Genomic DNA, 18,522 nt, shown 5'->3' with positions numbered 1-18,522 from the left:
TCTGTTCCTTTTCACACAATTTCGCCAATTATATCACGAATCTGCTCACTTGACAACCTGGTTCAAATTTCCGATTTCAATATCTTTGTAAAAATACTGCAGAATTTCCTCCCAGTTTTTCCCCTGGGCAGCCATGCCTTTCGCGCCGTTCTGGCTCATACCCACACCATGTCCGTAACCTCCGCCGCTTATCTCCCATCCCTCTGTCACACCTTCCGTATTCTTCTGCTCCTGCAAATCAAAATAAGCGCTGGGCAAAAGCGTACCTCCCCTGGCCTCAGAACCATCCTGCCGAATAATGGTTGCTCCTACAGGCGCCAGCAGAGAACGGATGTCATATTCGCTGCGGCACTCTTTTATGCCTTTATCTGTATGGACAGCCAGCTTCAGAACGGCATCTCCCTCTCCTTTCTCCCGGATTTCCAATGCCTCTACGGCTTTTACCTCCGGATAAAGCTTCTGCACATTTGACAAAACGGTTTCTTTTGCCACAGATACCTTCCATTTGTACCAGGGTTCTGCTGCATCATAACTGCATGCCACACTCTGCAGATAAGAGGAGGGGGCAGAAGCCTCCCATACCTCGTCCGTACTGGTCTTTCCGTGAGAGGTAGAAAAATAATAGGCGCAGATGGGCGCCCCGTCACTCAGCAGAATCTTTCCCGCCGTGTTTTCTACTGCTTTGGTACTGCTCTCCGCCTCCGGGCTGTTCTGATACACCTGAAAGGCCACACTGTCGTCTACCTGCGCGCCCAAATCCTCCAGCTTGCTTTCCTGCATCTGTACACTGGCATAGGTACGGGCGCAGACCGCCTGGGCTTTCAGCGCCTCCTCCGGATAGGATGCAGGCATTTCACTGGGAACCACACCGCAGAGGTACTCTTCCAGGGGCAGCGTATTTACCATACGCAGCCCCTTCTCTTCCCGGTATACTGTCAAACTGCCGCGATACCGGGGGTTTCCCTGGCCCCGTTCTATGGAAAGCAGCTCTATCCGGCTGTCTTCTTCTAAAGGCTTCAGGGACAAAGTTCCATCCGAAATCTGCGGGCTGTCTGCATCCAAAGTCAGAATTTCCCCATCGGGAATCTGTTGAGACTCTGCCCCTTCCAGTTCATAATTCCCGTGCACTTTCAAAGAAATCTGTTCATGAAAATAGCTTTGATACCCTGACGTCATGAGCAGTACCTTGATGTCCGGTCCTTTTCCATAGGTTTCCTGCACATCTGCGGCGGCCGACTGTGTCTGCTGACTGTCTTCCTGTGCTGTCTGTTCCTGCTGCTTTTGTGCATGCTCTTCTTCAGCCTGCTGTTCAGGCTGAAATTTTGTCCCTGCGCTTGCCCATTCATTCTCCCTTAAAGCATACTCCTTCAGAATTTCTTTCCCGGCATTTGCTTGCTTCTCTCCCGCCTTTCCTGCACACCACACAATCAAAATTCCTACCAGAGCAGCTCCGATAATCAGGAGTTTCCATTTTAATTTTTCTTTCCAGTTCATATTCCTAATATATGTGGGAAATTCCTTTTCCATACGCCAGAAAGAGTCCCGATTTCGGAACTCTTTCTTTTTTGCTTTATTTTTCTGATGAGAACTTGTACACCGTTACCGTATCGTATTTTTCTCCCGCTTTTAATACAGAACTCTGAAACGCCGGCTGATTGCAGGCATCTGGATAGTATTGGGTTTCCATACAGAAGCCGCCCCGTTTTTCATAAACACAGCCTTCTTTTCCGTTTTCTTTCTCAATGAAGTTACCGATATAGAACTGCATGCCCGGAAGGTCTGTGAAAACTTCCATCTCAATACCGGATTCTTTGCAGACAATTTTTGCCGCCTGCTGCAATTCTCCTTTTTCACGGCAGAGGGCATAATTATGGTCATAGCCGCCCAAAAGTTTCAGCTGTTCAAAGTCAGCTTCCACATCCTGTCCAATGGTCTTTGGCTTAGTAAAGTCCATAGGTGTCCCTTTTACCGGAAGAATTTCTCCTGTAGGAATGGCTTCGCTGTCGCTGACCGGTGTGTATTCCGGTGCAAAAATCTGCACCACATGATTCAGCATAGCCTCTGCACCTGCTTTATGTCCGGCCAGATTGAAGTAAGAATGATTGGTCATATTCACAACCGTATCCATATCCGCACTTCCTTCATAATGCAGCACAATCTCATTTGCTTCTGTCAGCTCATAAGTCACATACCCGGTATAATTTCCCGGAAATCCCTGGTCACCGTCCGGACTTAAAATTCCGAAGGTAACACTGTTTTTTTCTTCATTGATTTCTGTTACATTCCATACACGGGTGCGGTACCAGTTGGGACCGCTATGTAAATTGTTTTTATTGTCATTGACGGCCAGCTGATATTCCTTCCCATTGATGGTAAATTTTGCAGCTTTGATACGATTTCCGTTTCTTCCCACCACGGCGCCGAAATGCCCTGGATTATCATAGTATCCTTCTGCACTGTCATATCCCAATACCACATCCCGAAGGTGTCCGTCCCTATCCGGCACCAGTACTTTTACCAGCGTGGCTCCAAAGTCACTGACCGCTATAGTCATATGATTCTCATTTGTAATCTCGTATAAAAAAACCTCCCGGTTGTCCGGACTTTTCCCGAATAACTGTTTCTGAATCCCCATGTTTCTCTACCTGCTTTCCTGTTAATGTTTAAAAATTCTGTTTTTTCATATGAAAAAAACCCTTTTCAGGGTCTTATTTTTTATCCCAGAGTGCCGTTTCCCATCTTCTGACTCCTAGCTTATGCTAGGTGGGCAACCGCAGCCGAATCTTCTGTCTTCCGCTGCACAATGACGGCCTGACATCTGAGACGGCAATATAGGAATCCCGTTTAAAGTAATGTAGGTTCAAAATAAATGGGAGCCTCGTACACCCCAGGACTTTTCTTAATTGTTATTATACTCTAGTATATGAAATATTTCAACAAAAATGCGCCAATTCACACAGAAAAATTTAACAACTTTTTAACCACGACTGCGCTTTTCCAGATATTCCAGGCAAATATTTCTGATTTCTTCCATTCGCCCTCTGGTCACTTCTGACGCATATGCCATGCGGTCAATGTTGTGATTTACATAGTCATGCTCCAGAATATATCGGAAACTGGAGGGAAAGTTCAAGTCAAAAATAAAGGCCAGGTAAGAAATCCACATATCGAGATGTGTGGTTCGCTCTCCTCTTAAAATGCACCGGTTTTCTCGGATTGCTTCCAGAATATTATCGGAAACCGTTTCTTTCTCCACAACCTCCTTTGACACATCAAAATGTGCTTCGAGGCTTTCTGTAGCCTTCACCCGGAAATTGTCCAGTTTGTCCGCATCCCGGATAATCCTGCAGTGAAGAAGCGCTCTCTCATCTGCAATTTCAGGCAGCGCATAGCGGGAATGATTGGCAATGGCCTGACGGATAAGCTCATCATATTCCTGAGTCTCAAGGAACTTCCGAATCATACCCTCCTGAAACAACACCTGCACACCAAAATCCGCATGATCCATAATGTTGTCATCATAGCTGTTGTATTTCTTCAGCTGCTCAAACCGGCCGATATCATGAAGCAAGGCAATCAAAAGTGCCAGCTGCGTATCCTCTTGGGAAAGCCTCTCATGCCTGCAGATATATTCCGCTGCGTCCACTACACAGAACGTATGAATTCTCTTTAATTTGATTTTTTCATCCTTCTGGTCATAGGACTGCAGATATTCCCGAAAACTTTTCTTCGCATACTCCAGGTCAATTTTTTCCATATTCTCTCCTCTTTCTGCCGAAGCATTCTCATACACCCAGGATTTCTTTCACAGCCTGCGGCATTTCCTCTGCTGCGATTACCCGGTCATGGAGAACCGGTGCTGTGCGAATTTCTTCAATAGCTTTTGGCACTCTTACTCCGGCAATCCGGGACAACTGGTCTACCAGCTCAAAATCAGACAGGGCGTCGTATTTTCCATCAATGGAATTCATCACACTTCTGGTAAACTTAAACGGACTTGCTGTAGAAGCGATTACGGTCTTTGTCTCGTCTTTGGTCTCCTGACGGTATTTTTCGTAAACCGCCTCAGCCACTGCCGTATGGGTATCCATAACATAACCTGTTTCTTCATACAGTCTGCGGATAGCCCCGGCTGTTTCTTCCTCTGTGGCATAGTTTCCGTAAAATTCCTGAAGATTCTGCTTCATTTCATCCGTAATTTCATACTTTCCGTCTTTCGCCAGACCCTCCATAAGCCGGCTGTTTTTCTCTGGGTCATTTCCGGCAATACGGTAAATCAGCCTTTCCAGATTGCTGGAAATTAAAATATCCATGGAAGGTGAATTCGTAAGCATAAATGCTCTGTTCCTGTCATAGCAGCCAGTGGAAAAGAAATCATAAAGAACTTTATTTTCATTGGAGGCACAGATAAATTTTCCAAGGGGCAAACCCATAAGTTTTGCGTAATAAGCTGCCAGAATATTTCCAAAATTTCCGGTAGGCACTACCACATTGATTTTCTCACCCTCATGGATTTTTCCTTCTGCCAGAAGTTTTCCGTAAGCATAGACATAGTATACCACCTGTGGAACTAGACGGCCGATGTTAATCGAGTTTGCAGAAGAAAACTGAAAACCTGCTGCATCCAGCTGCGCTGCCAGTTCTTTGTCGTTAAACATTTTCTTCACACCAGTCTGGGCATCATCAAAATTCCCGGTAATTCCCACTACATAAGTATTTTTCCCCTTCTGTGTCACCATCTGCTTTTCCTGAATAGGGCTGACGCCATTCTTGGGGTAAAACACAATGATTCGGGTACCCGGTACGTCTGCAAAGCCTGCCATAGCCGCTTTTCCGGTATCTCCTGAAGTAGCAGTGAGAATTACGATTTCATTCTTCACCTGATTTTTCTTTGCCGCTGTTGTCAGCAGATGAGGAAGAATGGAAAGCGCCATATCTTTAAATGCAATGGTTGCTCCGTGGAACAATTCCAGATAAAAAGTGCCGTTTTTCTCAACCAAGGGGGCAATCTTTGGGGTGTCAAATTTTTCATCATAAGCATTCTCTATGCACTGCTTTAATTCCTCTGCTGTAAAATCTGTGAGGAAACGGCGCATAACCTCATAAGCAGTCTCCTGATAGGTCATGCCTGCCAGTGCGGACAACGGCAGATCCAGCTTTGGAATCCTGTCCGGTACAAACAGCCCGCCGTCTTCGGAAAGTCCCTTTAAAATTGCCTCTGATGCTGTATATGCTTTGTCTGTTCCTCTTGTACTTCTGTATAATACCTGCATATTTCCGTCCTTTCTTACGGATATGTATAAAAATCATGTACTCCGTATTTAAACAAAAATTTCAAATCTTTTTTAAACCATGCAACATTGCCTTTATCTGCATACGCCTCTTCTACAAAAAACAAAGCACCCTGGGAATAGTCCTCGCCGTCAATGGCCCGGTTTACGGCTTCTCTGGTTTCTTCAGAGACCGTTACTGTGTAAATCCTGCCATCTGCTGTAGGGGAAAACTGAGGACTTCCCGCTACATTCTCCCAAACCACGTCTGTCACGGTGGATGGAAACTGAGGGCTTTTTACACGGTTAAAAATCACATTAGCCACCAGAATCTTTCCTTTCATATCTTCGCCTCCGGCCTCTGCCTCTACGATTTTCAGCAGGGTGTTGTAATCCTCATCCGACATAGGTAACTGTTCTTCCGATATCCCTATGGATTTATCCTGAAGCTTTTCCACTTCCCGGGCACCCTGGTCACTGAAATCCAGTTCTGAAGCCAGTTCTCTTCTTCCCATGCGCTGCCCTACCAGAACCACTTCAAAGGAAGTTCCCAGTTTTTCTACTTCTGTCTGGGTATTCTGACTGATGAAAACACCTTCCACAATGGAATCCAGCCCGTAAGTGCTGTTCTTCTCCGGCTCATCCTCATCCTCTTCTTCCGATTCGGCTGCATAGACTTCATGAAATCCTGCGGCATGTACCCCGTGGCAGGCAAAATCCAAAGCAGCCACGGCAATAACACCTAACAGAAAGATTGCTTTTTCTCTTCTGCTCTTTTTGGAAATCTTGACTCTTGCCGCAAATCTTTCCATCTTCTCCATAAGGTAATGAAAACCGGTTAAAATTGCACATATAATGTCCATACGTTTTTCCTTTAGCCTGTTGTATTTTCTAACACTGATTTTCTGAAATTATAAAGGACTTTCGATACCAAAGTCAAGCTGATACCTTGTTTTTAGGAATTCTGCACAATTTCATCTTTGTTTTTCGTATAATATTCTCTGTTTATCGATTATTAATCGCCGTGACCAAAGCGTCAATAGAAGCGCTGATAATGTCCGCATCAATTCCTGCTCCCCAAGCCAGTGTTCTGTCTGGCTTCTGGATTCCCACATAGGCAATGGCTCTGGAGCTGGAGCTTTTTTCCAGAGCATGCTCCTGATAAGTCACCAGTTCAAACTGCAAATCATAAGCCTGCTTCAACGCATTGCTCACAGCGTCCAGACGTCCGTTTCCTGCTGCCCGGGTCGTAATGGTTTTTCCGTTAAAAGAAGACGTCACTTCTGCCTTCATGCTGTCTGCTGTCCGGTTAAAGTGTACCTCACGGACAGAAAATGGAGAAACTTTATTTTCAAAAGTTTTCTTAAACAGTTCAAAGATTTCCTCCGGCATAAGTTCCTTCTGGGTGTGGTCAGAAACTGCCTTTGCCGTATATCCCATAGCCTCCCGCATTTTTGCAGGAAGATTCAGTCCAAATTTTGTTTCCAGAATATAGCCCACACCGCCTTTTCCGGACTGGCTGTTAATACGAATCACATCTGCGTCATAATTTCTGCCCAAATCGGTTGGGTCAATGGGCAGATAAGGAACCGTCCAGTGTTCCGGCTTCTTCTCATCCAGCCAGTGCATGCCCTTTGCAATGGCATCCTGATGAGAACCGGAAAAAGCAGCAAATACCAACGCTCCGCTGTAAGGACTTCTCTCGTTAATTTTCATGCCGGTAAAGTTCTCATACTGCTCACAGATATCTGTCATATGGGTAAAGTCCAGATTTGGTTCTACCCCCTGGGAATACATATTTAAAGCCAGGGTTACAATATCCACATTTCCGGTTCGCTCTCCGTTTCCAAACAGGGTTCCCTCAATACGGTCTGCTCCGGCTAAAAGCCCCATTTCGGAATCTGCCACACCACACCCCCGGTCATTGTGCGGGTGCAGGGAAACTACTACGTTTTCTCTGTATTTCAGGTTTTTACACATATATTCCACCTGGCTGGCATACACATGAGGCATGGAATGCTGTACCGTAACCGGCAGGTTTATAATGGCCTTTCGGTCTGCCTGAGGTTTCCATACCTCCAAAACTGCATTGCACACTTCCAGAGCATACTCTGGCTCTGTTCCCGTAAAACTCTCCGGGCTGTACTCAAAACGGTACTGTTCTCCCGCTTTCTCCGTAAGCTCCTTTAACAGTTTTGCTCCCTCTACGGCAATCCGCAGAATTTCTTCTTTGGATTTTTTAAACACCTGCTCTCTCTGCGCAAGAGAAGTGGAGTTATATACATGAACAATGACGTTTTTGGCGCCTTTTACCGCTTCAAAAGTTTTTTTGATAATATGCTCTCTGGCCTGCGTCAGAACCTGAATTGTCACATCATCTGGAATGAGATTTTCTTCAATCAGGGTACGAAGGAAAGTGTATTCTGTTTCAGATGCGGCAGGAAACCCTACTTCAATTTCTTTAAACCCAATTTTTACCAGTAGTTTAAAAAATTCCACCTTCTGCTCCAGATTCATGGGAATGACCAAGGCCTGATTCCCGTCTCTTAAATCCACACTGCACCATACCGGCGCATGGTCTACATAGTCCTTCTCTGCCCAGTCCATACACTTTACCGGGGGAAGGAAATACTGTCTTTTGTATTTGCTGCTGTTCTTCACTTTCTAGCTCCTCCCTTTTTCACATAAATAATTTCTTATTACGATACCATTTTAAAGTGTAAACGTCAATCGCAAATTCCATAAAATATGGAAATTTCTTTGCCTTTATCTAATTCACCGGGGCTTTTCTGAATCTCCAAATCCAGATTCCGCAGCACATGACACCCACCAGCAGAGTGAGCATGCTCTGCAGCAGTTCAGAAGCGTTCTGCAGCCTGCCCGTCAGGTTTTCTATTTTCAGAGTCTGCCACAAATCGCTGTTCCAAATCCCAAGGCACAGAAAAACCAACATCATCAGTGCAGTAGCACCCTTTATGCCAAAACGGTGCAACACCAGCGCACATATACCTCCTATCCCCGTAAAAAACACTGCCCATGCAGCAATTTTTAAAAGCACCATACTTCCGGATACAATCCCCAGCTCTATTCTGTCATATTTTCCCGCTATTATAGGAAAAATCTCGTTTAAGAACCGGCTTTCCAAAAGCAGCAAAAAAGTTCCTGCCACATATACCCAGACAGTTCCCAGAAGATATTGCCTTCTGGTTCTGCCAAATCCCACAGCCCAGTCAAAGCTCATATACAAATCTGCCACTATCCATGATACGGCTACAAATCCAGCTGCTATCCATGGAAATTTCTCTGCACTTATGCGCTGGCTGAAGCCCAAACATTTATCCAGTCCCAACACAGCCAGAAAGAATACCAACAGAAACAAACCCATTGCCAATAAATCTGTTTTCTTTATCCTCCACTCTGTTTTTATCTCTCTCATAACAACCTCCTAGATGTGTACTTCCGCTTTTCTGAAAAATTTCCAGGAAAAGAATACCAATAAAATTGTTCCCAGTAAAAACACCGCTGCCCAAAGCAGCCAATTTTCTAAAACTCCTGAAATCGGCCATTCCATGTGAATTTCTCCGTTTTTTATAAAATCCATTGCCATAAAAGCCACCACAAATCCAATAATTCCAGAGATACACAAAATGGAAACCAGCATCAGTCCCTTGTATCTCATTCCCAAAATGGACATACATTCACAGATACTCTGCAAGAACAGCAATAAAAGCCCCCAAAACAACAATTCCTTTAAAAAAATCCTGCTGCGTTCCTGTCCGGATAAGAAAAAAGAGAGAATACCTGCAGTAAACAGCGTTGCAATTTTCATTGCCTGCATATCTCTAAATACCTGTTTTCTTGTGCATCCAAAACTGATTTTCAAAGGTTCTGTACTCTCGTACAGAAGAATCACATTGAAAGCGCCCAAAACCCCGGCTAGAACAATTCCGGGTAAAGAGAAATAATTATGAATGACCGTTTTGGCACTTTCCCAGGAAAATTCTTCTCTCCTTACAGCTATAAGCACCAGCAAAATACCCAGAAACAAGGCCATACCGCACAAATTGTCGGCTGCATGATAAAACCAGGACTTCTTCTTTCTCATACGCGTTCCTCCCCTCCGCACAGGACCACAAAGATTTTCTGGAGATTGACTCCCTGCAGGGTAACGCCCTCTCCCCCGGAAAGCCGTTCTCCCTCCCGTAACCGCACCAATGCACTTTTGCTTCTTCCCAGAACTTCCGGGCAGTATATCTGCTTTCCCTGAATAAGCCTGTCTACGGCTTCTGTCTTGCCGCTGACATACACACTGTGTTCCAAAAGGTCCTGGGTATTCTCTTTCAAAAGAATTTTTCCCTCATGCAGAAAAATCACTTCTTCAAAAATATCTGCGGCTTCTTCTATAATGTGAGTAGAAATGACAAATGTTCTTTCTGTTTCAGTAAATTCTTCCAGTAAGAGCCTGTAAAACGCTTCTCTGGCCACCACATCCAGACCGGATACCGGCTCATCTAAAAAAGTGAAATCCGCCTTGCTGGCCAGCGCTACTACAATTTGCAGCATAGACACCATTCCCTTTGACAGTTTCGTAATCCGCTGTTTCCTGTCCAGGTGAAAAAGTTCTGTCAGGCGTTGAGCCATATCTTTGTCCCAGCGGGGAAGATAGGTTTCTGCCAGCTTCAAGTATTCTTTCACTTTCAGCCCGGAAGCATTGCTGTTGGATGAAGTGATAATCTCTCTGGCAAAATAAATATGGCTTAATGCCTCTGCATTTTCCCAGATTTCCCTGCCATCCAGGAGAATGTTTCCAAAAGATGCCGGATTCTGCGCGGACAAAATGGACAACAGCGTCGTTTTTCCTGCTCCGTTTCTTCCAATCAGACCGTAAATTTTTCCTTTTTCCAATACCAAGTCGATTCCCTTTAAGACTTCTTTCTTTTTATAGTTTTTTCTGACATCCCTGCACTCTATCTTCATAAATTCATACCTCCTGCTGGTTTCCTCTTTCTGTTGTAATCATGTCAATCAAATCTTCTTTCGTAATGCCCAGACTGGCTGCTTCTGTCAGCATACCCTGAATATAAGTTTCAAAGAAATTTTCTCTTCTGCGCTTCTGTATGGTCTTTTTGGCTCCTTCTGCCACAAACATGCCGATACCCCTTTTCTTATACAAAATACCTTCGTCCACTAACAAATTTACCCCCTTTGCCGCTGTCGCCGGATTAATAGCATAGAGTTTTGCCAGTTCATTGGTACTGGGTACTCTCTCCTCCTCCAGCAGAATATCTCTTAAAATATCAGTTTCAATCATTTCTTTAATTTGTATATAAATAGATTTTTCCTGATTGAGCAATTCCTGCAATCTCTTTCACTCCCTTTCCTGCTGTAGAAAATTTTTTATCGGTTTTCCAATGAATCCCCCTTACTTATATGGTTCATTACTTATGTAATTAACCATATCACCAATCTTTGCGATTGTCAATATCTTTCAGGAAAATTCAAAGCTGTTTCTTTATCACTCTATTGTGTCAGTTTGAAAAACAGTGTATACTAACTATAACATTAACTGGAAGGGGGAATTCCATATGCTGCCTACAAGAGAGGAAGCCAAAAGACTGCTGCAAGAGGGAGAATACTGCAACCCCGGTCCATGGGGCAATCACAGTCGTATTGCCGGGGACTGCGCACAAAAAATCGCTCAAGCCTGCGGCAATCTGGACTCCGAAAAAGCCTATGTTCTGGGATTGTTGCACGATATTGGCAGAAAATTCGGCATCCGTCATCTGGGACATGTTTCTGACGGATATTCCTATATGATGTCTCTCGGATATGAAGAAGCTGCACGGGTATGTCTCACCCACTCTTTTCCCAATCAGAAACTGGAGGACTATGTAGGGAAATATGATACTACGAAAGAAGAACTGACTCTGATTCAAAACACTCTGCAGAAAATTTCCTTTGACGAGTACGACCGCTTGATTCAGTTGTGTGACGCTTTGGCTGGAAGTGAGGGCGTTCTGGATATAGAAATCCGCATGGCAGATGTAAGGCGCAGATACGGCTTCTATCCTGAGGAAAAGTGGAAAAGAAATTTAGCACTGAAAAAATATTTTGAAGAAAAAATCGAAAGAAATATTTATGATGTGGTAAAAATTTCTGGTCAAAAATAAACTTCTTGATTTAAAAGCAAATCTCTGCCTTGGGTGTTTTGTTACGCAAGAAAACATTGATATTTCTATTACACAAAATACATCCAATGTAAATGACAAATTGCAGGAAATATTTCACAACATCGATTTAATAGAAGGTGATAACCATGAAGAGGATACTCCATAATCCTATATTTAAAATATTTTTTACTAAGAGATTTATAAAAAATAGCACCTTTTTGAATGTACTTTAATTCTTACAACGGTAAAAACAAATTAAACTGCCCTGCCAATGCAGAAGCAACACCTTGACAATATAATATACTTACTCAAAGAATCATTGGCGTTTTAACACATACAGAAAAGAGGTGAGATAAATCATAAATAACAAAGTATTCCCCGTTGCATCTTATAATAAAGAATTTAATAAATATCTACCTGTGCATTTTGAACAGGACTTTATATATCAATCCTTGGGGTTAGAAAAACATATAGCGAAACGACATCCTGAGTGTCTTCCTTATCTCAGATTTATCTCCTCTATTATCTCATCTCCTGATTATATCGGAGTAAATCCTAATGAGATTGGTGATAGTTTCGAGCTTGTTAAGATTTTTAATGAAAATATCCAAATTGGAATAAAACTTGATATCAAAGAAATTTATCTATATGTTGCTACGCTACACACCATTACAAATGGCAAATTAAAGCACGGTATAGAAAATGGTCGCTTAAAAAAATTTGACAGATAGTATATTTTCCGCTATAATGGTAATACAATAAATTGAGTCGCAAAGGTCGGAAAGGCTCCCGACACACTCACAAGAGTACCTGAGATGCTGGATACGCCGCCCAGCTTGTGATTCAATTTAAAACCGAAGGTGTTTCCATTGCGGAAGCACCTTTTGTTTTTATCCCAAAATAGAACAGGTAACTATCACGCTTTAGTGGTCTTAAAGATATACCCGGAGTGTCATCCGGTTGGATAACACATAATTGTTCTTTTATTGAATAACACCTTGATAATATAATAATACTTACCCAGGGAACTTGGGGACGTGCTCTCACCTATTCCGAGACCTTACGGAAGGCGGTGATTATTATGAGTAGATATGAAGAATGAAGTCTAATCGTAAGCGTTGCTTTACTGATTGTTGCAATTCTAAATCTTACACATAAGAAATAGCCGTCCTGCTCCTGAGAAAAGTAGACGGCTATTTCTTCTTATCGCACTGTACACGCTCCTGATTTCGTTATACAACGACTTTCTGGCATAGATGGAAAAATTTCTAAACATGAAGCCGTATAATGTAACCAAGGCACTAAAACGAGCGTTAAAGAAGAATGCTCTCCCAGATTTTCGTTTTCATGACTTACGTCATTATGCAGCGTCTATCCTGCATGCTATCGGAATACCGGATCAGTACATTATGAATTATGGTGGATGGAAGACAGATTATGTCATGAAGAGTGTATACCGAAATACTATTGATGAAGAAACACAAAAAATGCAATATTAAGAACTATGCAACACGAAATTAAAAACCCCTTGATTTACAAGGGGCTTAGGTATCGGGGCAACAGGATTTGAACCTGCGACCTCACGGCCCCCAGCCGTGCGCGCTACCAAGCTACGCCATACCCCGGAACGAGTTATATATTATCAGATTACAAAGAAAAAAGCAATAGTTTTTCAAATTTTTTTCACAATTCTTAACATGCTTAACAAAAAGACTCAGGCGAACACTCCAATAAGCCGCTTGTCTTTTACAAAGACAAGACGGCTCATGGAGTTTATTCTCATTTCTGTCCGTTGATATAGTTCACCAATCCCTCAGCCTTTATGATTTTCTGCATAAATTCCGGAAATGCCTGTCCCTGGAAGGTGGTTCCCTTTGTCTTATTGGTAATCACACCGCTGTCAAAATCCACTTCCACTTCATCTCCGTCTTCGATGCCTTTAGCCGCCTCCGGGCACTCCACAATAGGCAGACCAATATTAATGGCATTGCGGTAAAAAATCCGGGCAAAGGTTTCTGCAATCACACAGCTGACTCCTGCTGCTTTAATAGCAAGAGGCGCATGCTCTCTGGAAGAGCCGCAGCCAAAATTTTTATCTGCCACAATCATATCGCCTTTTTTTACTTTTTTCACAAACTCTTTGTCAATATCTTCCATACAATGGGCTGCCAGTTCTGCCGGGTCTGAAGAATTCAGGTATCTGGCAGGAATAATTACGTCTGTATCTACATTGTCACCATATTTAAAAACTTTTCCTGTTGCCTTCATTTACACATCCTCCTTATAACCCTAATTCCTGAGGCAGAGAAATCTTCCCTGTCACTGCGCTGGCTGCCGCCACTGCAGGACTCGCCAGATAAACCTCTGATTTCACATGTCCCATACGTCCTACAAAGTTTCTGTTGGTAGTGGAAATACATCTTTCCCCTTCTGCCAGAATTCCCATGTAACCGCCCAGGCACGGACCGCAGGTAGGAGTACTTACTACAGCGCCTGCCTCAATAAAGATTTTCAACAATCCCTCTTCCATGGCCTCAAGATAAATCTTCTGGGTCGCCGGAATCACGATACAGCGAACCCCCTTCTTTACCCTGCGTCCTTTTAAAATCTCTGCGGCACAGCGCAAATCATCAATTCTGCCGTTGGTACAGGAACCAATGACCGACTGGTCAATCACCACATCCTCCTTAAGATCTTCCACCACTCTGGTATTGGAAGGAAGATGGGGGAAAGACACGGTGGACTTCAAAGTGCTTAAATCAATGGTATATTCTTCCTCATAAACCGCATCCTCATCTGCCTCGTACACCGTATACGGGCGCATGGAATGTTCTTTCATGTAAGCTACTGCAAGGTCATCTACCGGAAAAATACCGTTTTTGCCGCCTGCCTCAATAGCCATATTGGCAATGGTAAAGCGGTCATCCATGGATAGATTCCGAATCCCCTCTCCTGCAAATTCCATAGATTTATAAAGGGCGCCGTCCACACCAATCATACCGATAATATGAAGAATTACATCTTTTCCGCTGACCCACTTAGCCGGCTTGCCCACCAGATTAAACTTAATGGCAGAGGGTACCTTAAACCAGGCCTTTCCCGTTGCCATGCCTGCTGCCATATCTGTGCTTCCCACACCTGTGGAAAATGCCCCTAAAGCGCCGTAAGTACAAGTATGAGAATCCGCACCGATAATCACGTCTCCTGCCACAGTCAGACCCTTTTCCGGAAGAAGCGCATGTTCAATTCCCATTTCTCCCACGTCAAAATAGTTGGTAATCTCGTGACGACAGGCAAACTCTCTTACACATTTGCAGTGTTCTGCGGATTTAATATCTTTATTAGGAATAAAGTGGTCCATAACCAATGCCACTTTGTCTTTATCAAACACGGTATCCACCGTCATTTTATCCATTTCGTGAATAGCCACCGGAGAGGTAATATCGTTTCCCAGTACCAAATCCAAATCTGCTTCAATCAACTGTCCTGCTTCTACTTTATCCAATCCGGCATGAGCTGCCAGAATTTTCTGCGTCATTGTCATTCCCATATGTTCTCTACCTCCTGCTATTTCTGCTATTGCCATTCTATCATATGTATTGTTATAATAGAAATACATAAAAAGTATGTCAGACATAACTTTGATTTATAAATATACAGAAAGGATAAAACTTTATGGACCAGAATCTTTCCCTGTACAAAGTTTTCTACACCGTTGCCAATACCGGCAACATTTCCAAAGCTGCTGCAGAGCTTTTTATCAGCCAGCCAGCCATCAGTAAATCCATCCGCAAGCTGGAACAAAATCTGGAGGTCACTCTTTTCTCCAGAAATTCCAGAGGGGTTCAGCTGACCGAAGAAGGGGAGATTTTATACGATTATGTACAAAAAGCTTTTTATTCCCTTCAGTTAGGAGAAGCCCAGTTAAAAAAGATCAATGAGCTTGGCGTAGGACATCTGCGAATCGGCGTTTCCACCACACTCTGCAAATATGTGCTTCTGGATTACCTGAAGGAATTTACCATTGCCCACCCCCATATCCGGATGACCATCGAATGTCAGTCCACCAACCACACCCTCCAGCTCCTCCGGGAAAATAAAATCGACCTGGGTCTGATTGGAAGACCGGAACGGCTGCACCATGTGCGTTTTGCATCTGTAGGAGAAATTGAAGATATTTTCGTCAGCACAAAATCCTACCTTGAAAACCTGGCTTTGAGAACCAGCCAGCAGGACGATATTCTGAGGACGTCAGCCCTTATGCTTATGGATAAAGAAAACATTACCCGGCAGTATATTGACGACTATCTGTCCCTGCATCACATTGAAAACAACAATGTACTGGAGGTATCCGCCATGGACTTGCTCATTGAATTTGCCAAAATCGGCCTGGGAGTGGCCTGCGTCATCCGTCAGTTTGTAGCGCAGGAACTGAAAGAGGGCACACTGGTGGAAATCCCTCTTGAAATTCCCATACATAAACGCGAAATCGGCTTTGCCTACCTGGCAGATTTTCAGGCCAATCCCGCTATTCGGGAATTCATAGATTTTTACAGAAACCGCTCTTAAACTGCACAGCAACATATGAAACAAAAAAGGCTGCCCCAAGGACAACCTTTTTTGTTTCGTTCTTTATCTTGCTGCAATATCATAAATACTTCTTACCCGAATTTCTTTTGCATCTCCGGAAAGAATCCGCACTCTCTTTTCTCCGGCTTCCATATCAAAGTAATTGTCAGACAATACCCAGTCCTCATTTTCATTTAAAAGTTCCACGGAACCGGCATACTTTTCTGCCCGTACCAACAGTTCGTCCCCTTCCCGCTCTACCGTAAGGTTTGGATTTGCATACTGATAGAACTTTGGCATGGAAAACAACACGCTGCCTTCTGAAATCACTTCTCCATTCTGCAGGCAGCTGTAGAATACATGGTGTTCCTGCAAATCGGCCTGAGGATACTCTTCTTTCTCCAGCCATACGCCGGAAAGAGGTTTGACGCAAACTTCCCGCTCCTTTTCTTCCCCTACAATCCGGGATTGGCTGTCACGCAGACTCCAACGCACCAGAACCTTCTGCTCCTGCAGCGTTTCGTTTGCCACGTGCAGACGAATACTCTTCTCCACCTCATAAGGTCTCGCGTTCACGTTCGGATCCTGAGAAAGCAGACCCTCTTCATGACAGGAAAGCAGAACAGGTGCAAAAAATCTCTTTTCAAAGTAGTGCAGAGCCTTCCATCTTCCATAATAATCAATGGAAGACCAGGAAGCTACCGGCCAGCAGTCATTGAGCTGCCATACAATAGCGCCCATGCACTCGCCTCTGTTTCTTCTCCAATGCTCTACCCCATAGCGCATAGCCTGAGCCTGCATAAGCTGGGAGGCGTATACAAGATGGGATAAATCCTTTGCATAAGGGAAATACTGCGCCATGTAAACCATCATTTTAGCGTACCCATTTTCACTTCTCTGGTGTTTTTCCATCACATAGGAAAATACATTTCTGTCCTCCGGAAGCGTAAAGCTTTCAATGGTTTTCATAGCCGGAAGAGATTCAAAACCAAACTCGGAGGCATAACGGAAATTATGCTTGCGGTATCCGGTAAAGGGTTCGTATCCGTGCCATACTTTCCAATAATGGGCATCTCCCCTGGTTTCATCCTGAGGGTCATCGAAATCCCCTCCTGAAGATGGACTGGATGGCCAATAGAAAGTATCCGGGTCCTCTCGCTTTACAATTTTCGGAATCACATAACTGTACATTCTGGTATAATCTCCCAGAAGTTTCGGGTCTTTTGTGTAGCCTTCTACAATCATGCCTTCCATTTCATTGTTTCCGCACCAAAGACCCAGGCAGGCATGGTGGCGGATACGTCTTACATTGTCCTCGATTTCTCTAGAAATATTTTCTTCAAAAACTTCGGTCAGCTGATAGGTGGAGCAGGCAAACATAAAGTCCTGCCAGATTAAAAATCCATATTCGTCGCACAAATCATAGAACCAGTCCTCCGGATAATAAGCGCCGCCCCAGACACGAATGGCATTGTAATTTGCCAAAGCGCACTGTTCCAACAGTTTTTTCGTCTTTTCTTTACTGGTTCTTGGCAGAAAACAATCTTCAGGAATGTAGTCTGCACCCATGGCAAAAATGGCAACGCCATTGACTTCATGGGCAAAGGATTCTCCCCACTGGTCTTTTTCCATGTGCATTTTCATAGTGCGAAGTCCGATTCTTCTCTCCCACACATCTTCTGTCTTATCCCCGTTTAAAAGTTCCACCCGCACAGTGTAGAGAGCCTGCTCTCCATAACCTCTTGGCCACCAGAGTTTTGGATTTCCTATGACCAGTTCTTTTGGAGAATTTTCTTCTGTCAGAACGCTTCCATCCGGTGCCGTCACGGTAACACGATAGCGAACCCTCTCTCCCCTGTGAGTTTTCAGTGTATGAACTCCAAAGGAAAGCGTCACCTGACCATGCTCATGGCTCTGACGCACACAGACATCTTCCAGTCTGTCCTCATCTATGCCTTCCAATATCACATCACGGAAGATTCCCATGTCCGGAAGCTTGGGCGCCCAGTCCCAGCCAGACATACAGTTGGATTTTCTCAGATACGGAAATCCGTCTATGGTATCTGTGTTACAGGGAATTTTCCCTTGCAGCCGATTCTGTTCTTCCATATAAAGAATCGGAGAGTGAAACCGGATTTCCAGCAGATTTCCCTTTTCTTTTAATAACTCCCTGACGGAAAATTCCCAGGTGCGGTGCATGTTATAAGTATTTCCCACATGGGTTCCATTGAGATAAATATCTGCCAGAGTATCAATGCCGAGAAATTTCAGCCTTATCTGGCTGTTTTTCATCATCTGCTCTGTCACATCAAACTCTGTCTGATAAGTATAGTCCTCCCGGGACAACAAAAGAGCTTCCTTTTCATTGTCCCGGTAAAACGGATCTTCTATCTCCCCATGGGAAAACAAATCATGATATACGGAAAACGGTACCTGTGTATCCAGAGTTTTCTCTTTCCACAACAGGTTCCAGCCCCCATTCAAATTCTGTCTTTCCATTTCCTTGTCTCCCA

The 18,522-nt window shown here is 43.9% G+C and carries 17 protein-coding genes, 1 tRNA gene and 1 other RNA gene; 4 read left to right on the top strand and 15 right to left on the bottom strand.

Annotation, left to right across the window (positions count from 1 at the left end; translation table 11 throughout):
• Positions 1-45: 45 nt before the first annotated feature.
• From G5A70_RS11580 to G5A70_RS11530, 11 genes are all read right to left on the bottom strand, one after another.
• On the bottom strand, positions 46-1,494 hold the full coding sequence (locus G5A70_RS11580) for a SpoIID/LytB domain-containing protein (protein WP_226853680.1): 1,449 nt from the start codon (positions 1,492-1,494) through the stop codon (positions 46-48).
• A gap of 76 nt (positions 1,495-1,570) precedes the next feature.
• Positions 1,571-2,635: an aldose epimerase family protein gene (locus G5A70_RS11575; protein ID WP_173749795.1), complete on the bottom strand. Its 1,065-nt coding sequence runs from the start codon at positions 2,633-2,635 to the stop codon at positions 1,571-1,573.
• A gap of 78 nt (positions 2,636-2,713) precedes the next feature.
• Positions 2,714-2,897, bottom strand: a non-coding RNA gene (gene ssrS, locus G5A70_RS11570) — 6S RNA.
• A gap of 80 nt (positions 2,898-2,977) precedes the next feature.
• Complete coding sequence (locus tag G5A70_RS11565; RefSeq protein WP_173749794.1) at positions 2,978-3,757, bottom strand: HD domain-containing protein; 780 nt, start codon at positions 3,755-3,757, stop codon at positions 2,978-2,980.
• Between the two features lie 28 nt (positions 3,758-3,785).
• The gene (thrC, locus tag G5A70_RS11560; protein ID WP_173749793.1) at positions 3,786-5,273 is read right to left on the bottom strand and encodes a threonine synthase; all 1,488 of its coding nucleotides are present in this window, start codon (positions 5,271-5,273) and stop codon (positions 3,786-3,788) included.
• A gap of 14 nt (positions 5,274-5,287) precedes the next feature.
• Positions 5,288-6,133 (bottom strand): cell wall hydrolase, encoded by an 846-nt coding sequence (locus G5A70_RS11555; RefSeq protein WP_226853678.1) that lies wholly within the window; start codon positions 6,131-6,133, stop codon positions 5,288-5,290.
• A 142-nt stretch (positions 6,134-6,275) separates the two neighbouring features.
• Positions 6,276-7,931, bottom strand: a complete 1,656-nt coding sequence (locus G5A70_RS11550) for a 2-isopropylmalate synthase (protein ID WP_173749792.1) — start codon at positions 7,929-7,931, stop codon at positions 6,276-6,278.
• A gap of 109 nt (positions 7,932-8,040) precedes the next feature.
• Positions 8,041-8,706 (bottom strand): hypothetical protein, encoded by a 666-nt coding sequence (locus tag G5A70_RS11545; protein WP_173749791.1) that lies wholly within the window; start codon positions 8,704-8,706, stop codon positions 8,041-8,043.
• Between the two features lie 9 nt (positions 8,707-8,715).
• Complete coding sequence (locus tag G5A70_RS11540) at positions 8,716-9,375, bottom strand: hypothetical protein (protein ID WP_173749790.1); 660 nt, start codon at positions 9,373-9,375, stop codon at positions 8,716-8,718.
• Complete coding sequence (locus G5A70_RS11535) at positions 9,372-10,247, bottom strand: ATP-binding cassette domain-containing protein (protein WP_173749789.1); 876 nt, start codon at positions 10,245-10,247, stop codon at positions 9,372-9,374. The genes G5A70_RS11540 and G5A70_RS11535 overlap by 4 nt, the downstream gene beginning before the upstream one ends.
• A 4-nt stretch (positions 10,248-10,251) precedes the next feature.
• Positions 10,252-10,632 (bottom strand): GntR family transcriptional regulator, encoded by a 381-nt coding sequence (locus G5A70_RS11530; protein ID WP_173749788.1) that lies wholly within the window; start codon positions 10,630-10,632, stop codon positions 10,252-10,254.
• 223 nt (positions 10,633-10,855) lie between these two features.
• Here G5A70_RS11530 and G5A70_RS11525 point away from each other — a divergent pair, with 223 nt between their 5' ends.
• The 3 genes from G5A70_RS11525 to G5A70_RS16150 all read left to right on the top strand — a co-directional run bounded on the left by G5A70_RS11525 (position 10,856) and on the right by G5A70_RS16150 (position 12,939).
• Positions 10,856-11,440: an HD domain-containing protein gene (locus G5A70_RS11525; protein WP_173749787.1), complete on the top strand. Its 585-nt coding sequence runs from the start codon at positions 10,856-10,858 to the stop codon at positions 11,438-11,440.
• 356 nt (positions 11,441-11,796) lie between these two features.
• On the top strand, positions 11,797-12,171 hold the full coding sequence (locus G5A70_RS11520) for a hypothetical protein (RefSeq protein ID WP_319017074.1): 375 nt from the start codon (positions 11,797-11,799) through the stop codon (positions 12,169-12,171).
• A gap of 525 nt (positions 12,172-12,696) precedes the next feature.
• Positions 12,697-12,939 carry a tyrosine-type recombinase/integrase gene (locus G5A70_RS16150; protein WP_319017073.1) on the top strand — a complete coding sequence of 81 codons (243 nt, stop codon included), beginning with the start codon at positions 12,697-12,699 and terminating at the stop codon, positions 12,937-12,939.
• A gap of 52 nt (positions 12,940-12,991) precedes the next feature.
• Here G5A70_RS16150 and G5A70_RS11510 read toward each other — a convergent pair.
• From G5A70_RS11510 to leuC, 3 genes are all read right to left on the bottom strand, one after another.
• A tRNA-Pro gene (locus G5A70_RS11510) sits at positions 12,992-13,065 on the bottom strand.
• Between the two features lie 154 nt (positions 13,066-13,219).
• Positions 13,220-13,708, bottom strand: coding sequence for a 3-isopropylmalate dehydratase small subunit (leuD, locus tag G5A70_RS11505; protein WP_173749784.1), 489 nt, complete (start codon positions 13,706-13,708; stop codon positions 13,220-13,222).
• 13 nt (positions 13,709-13,721) lie between these two features.
• Positions 13,722-14,990 carry a 3-isopropylmalate dehydratase large subunit gene (gene leuC / locus G5A70_RS11500; protein ID WP_173749783.1) on the bottom strand — a complete coding sequence of 423 codons (1,269 nt, stop codon included), beginning with the start codon at positions 14,988-14,990 and terminating at the stop codon, positions 13,722-13,724.
• A 125-nt stretch (positions 14,991-15,115) separates the two neighbouring features.
• On the opposite strand from leuC, the gene G5A70_RS11495 reads away from it, so the two are divergent.
• A complete protein-coding gene (locus tag G5A70_RS11495; protein ID WP_173749782.1) occupies positions 15,116-16,009 on the top strand; it encodes a LysR family transcriptional regulator in 894 nt (297 codons plus the stop codon).
• A gap of 63 nt (positions 16,010-16,072) precedes the next feature.
• Here G5A70_RS11495 and G5A70_RS11490 read toward each other — a convergent pair whose 3' ends face one another.
• Complete coding sequence (locus G5A70_RS11490) at positions 16,073-18,508, bottom strand: beta-mannosidase (protein ID WP_173749781.1); 2,436 nt, start codon at positions 18,506-18,508, stop codon at positions 16,073-16,075.
• Between the last annotated feature and the right edge of the window lie 14 nt (positions 18,509-18,522).

This window comes from Blautia hansenii (assembly GCF_013304445.1).
Classification (GTDB): Bacteria; Bacillota; Clostridia; order Lachnospirales; family Lachnospiraceae; genus Blautia.
The sequence above is the reverse complement of the archived record's forward strand: the minus strand, read 5'-3'. Positions and strand labels throughout refer to the sequence as shown.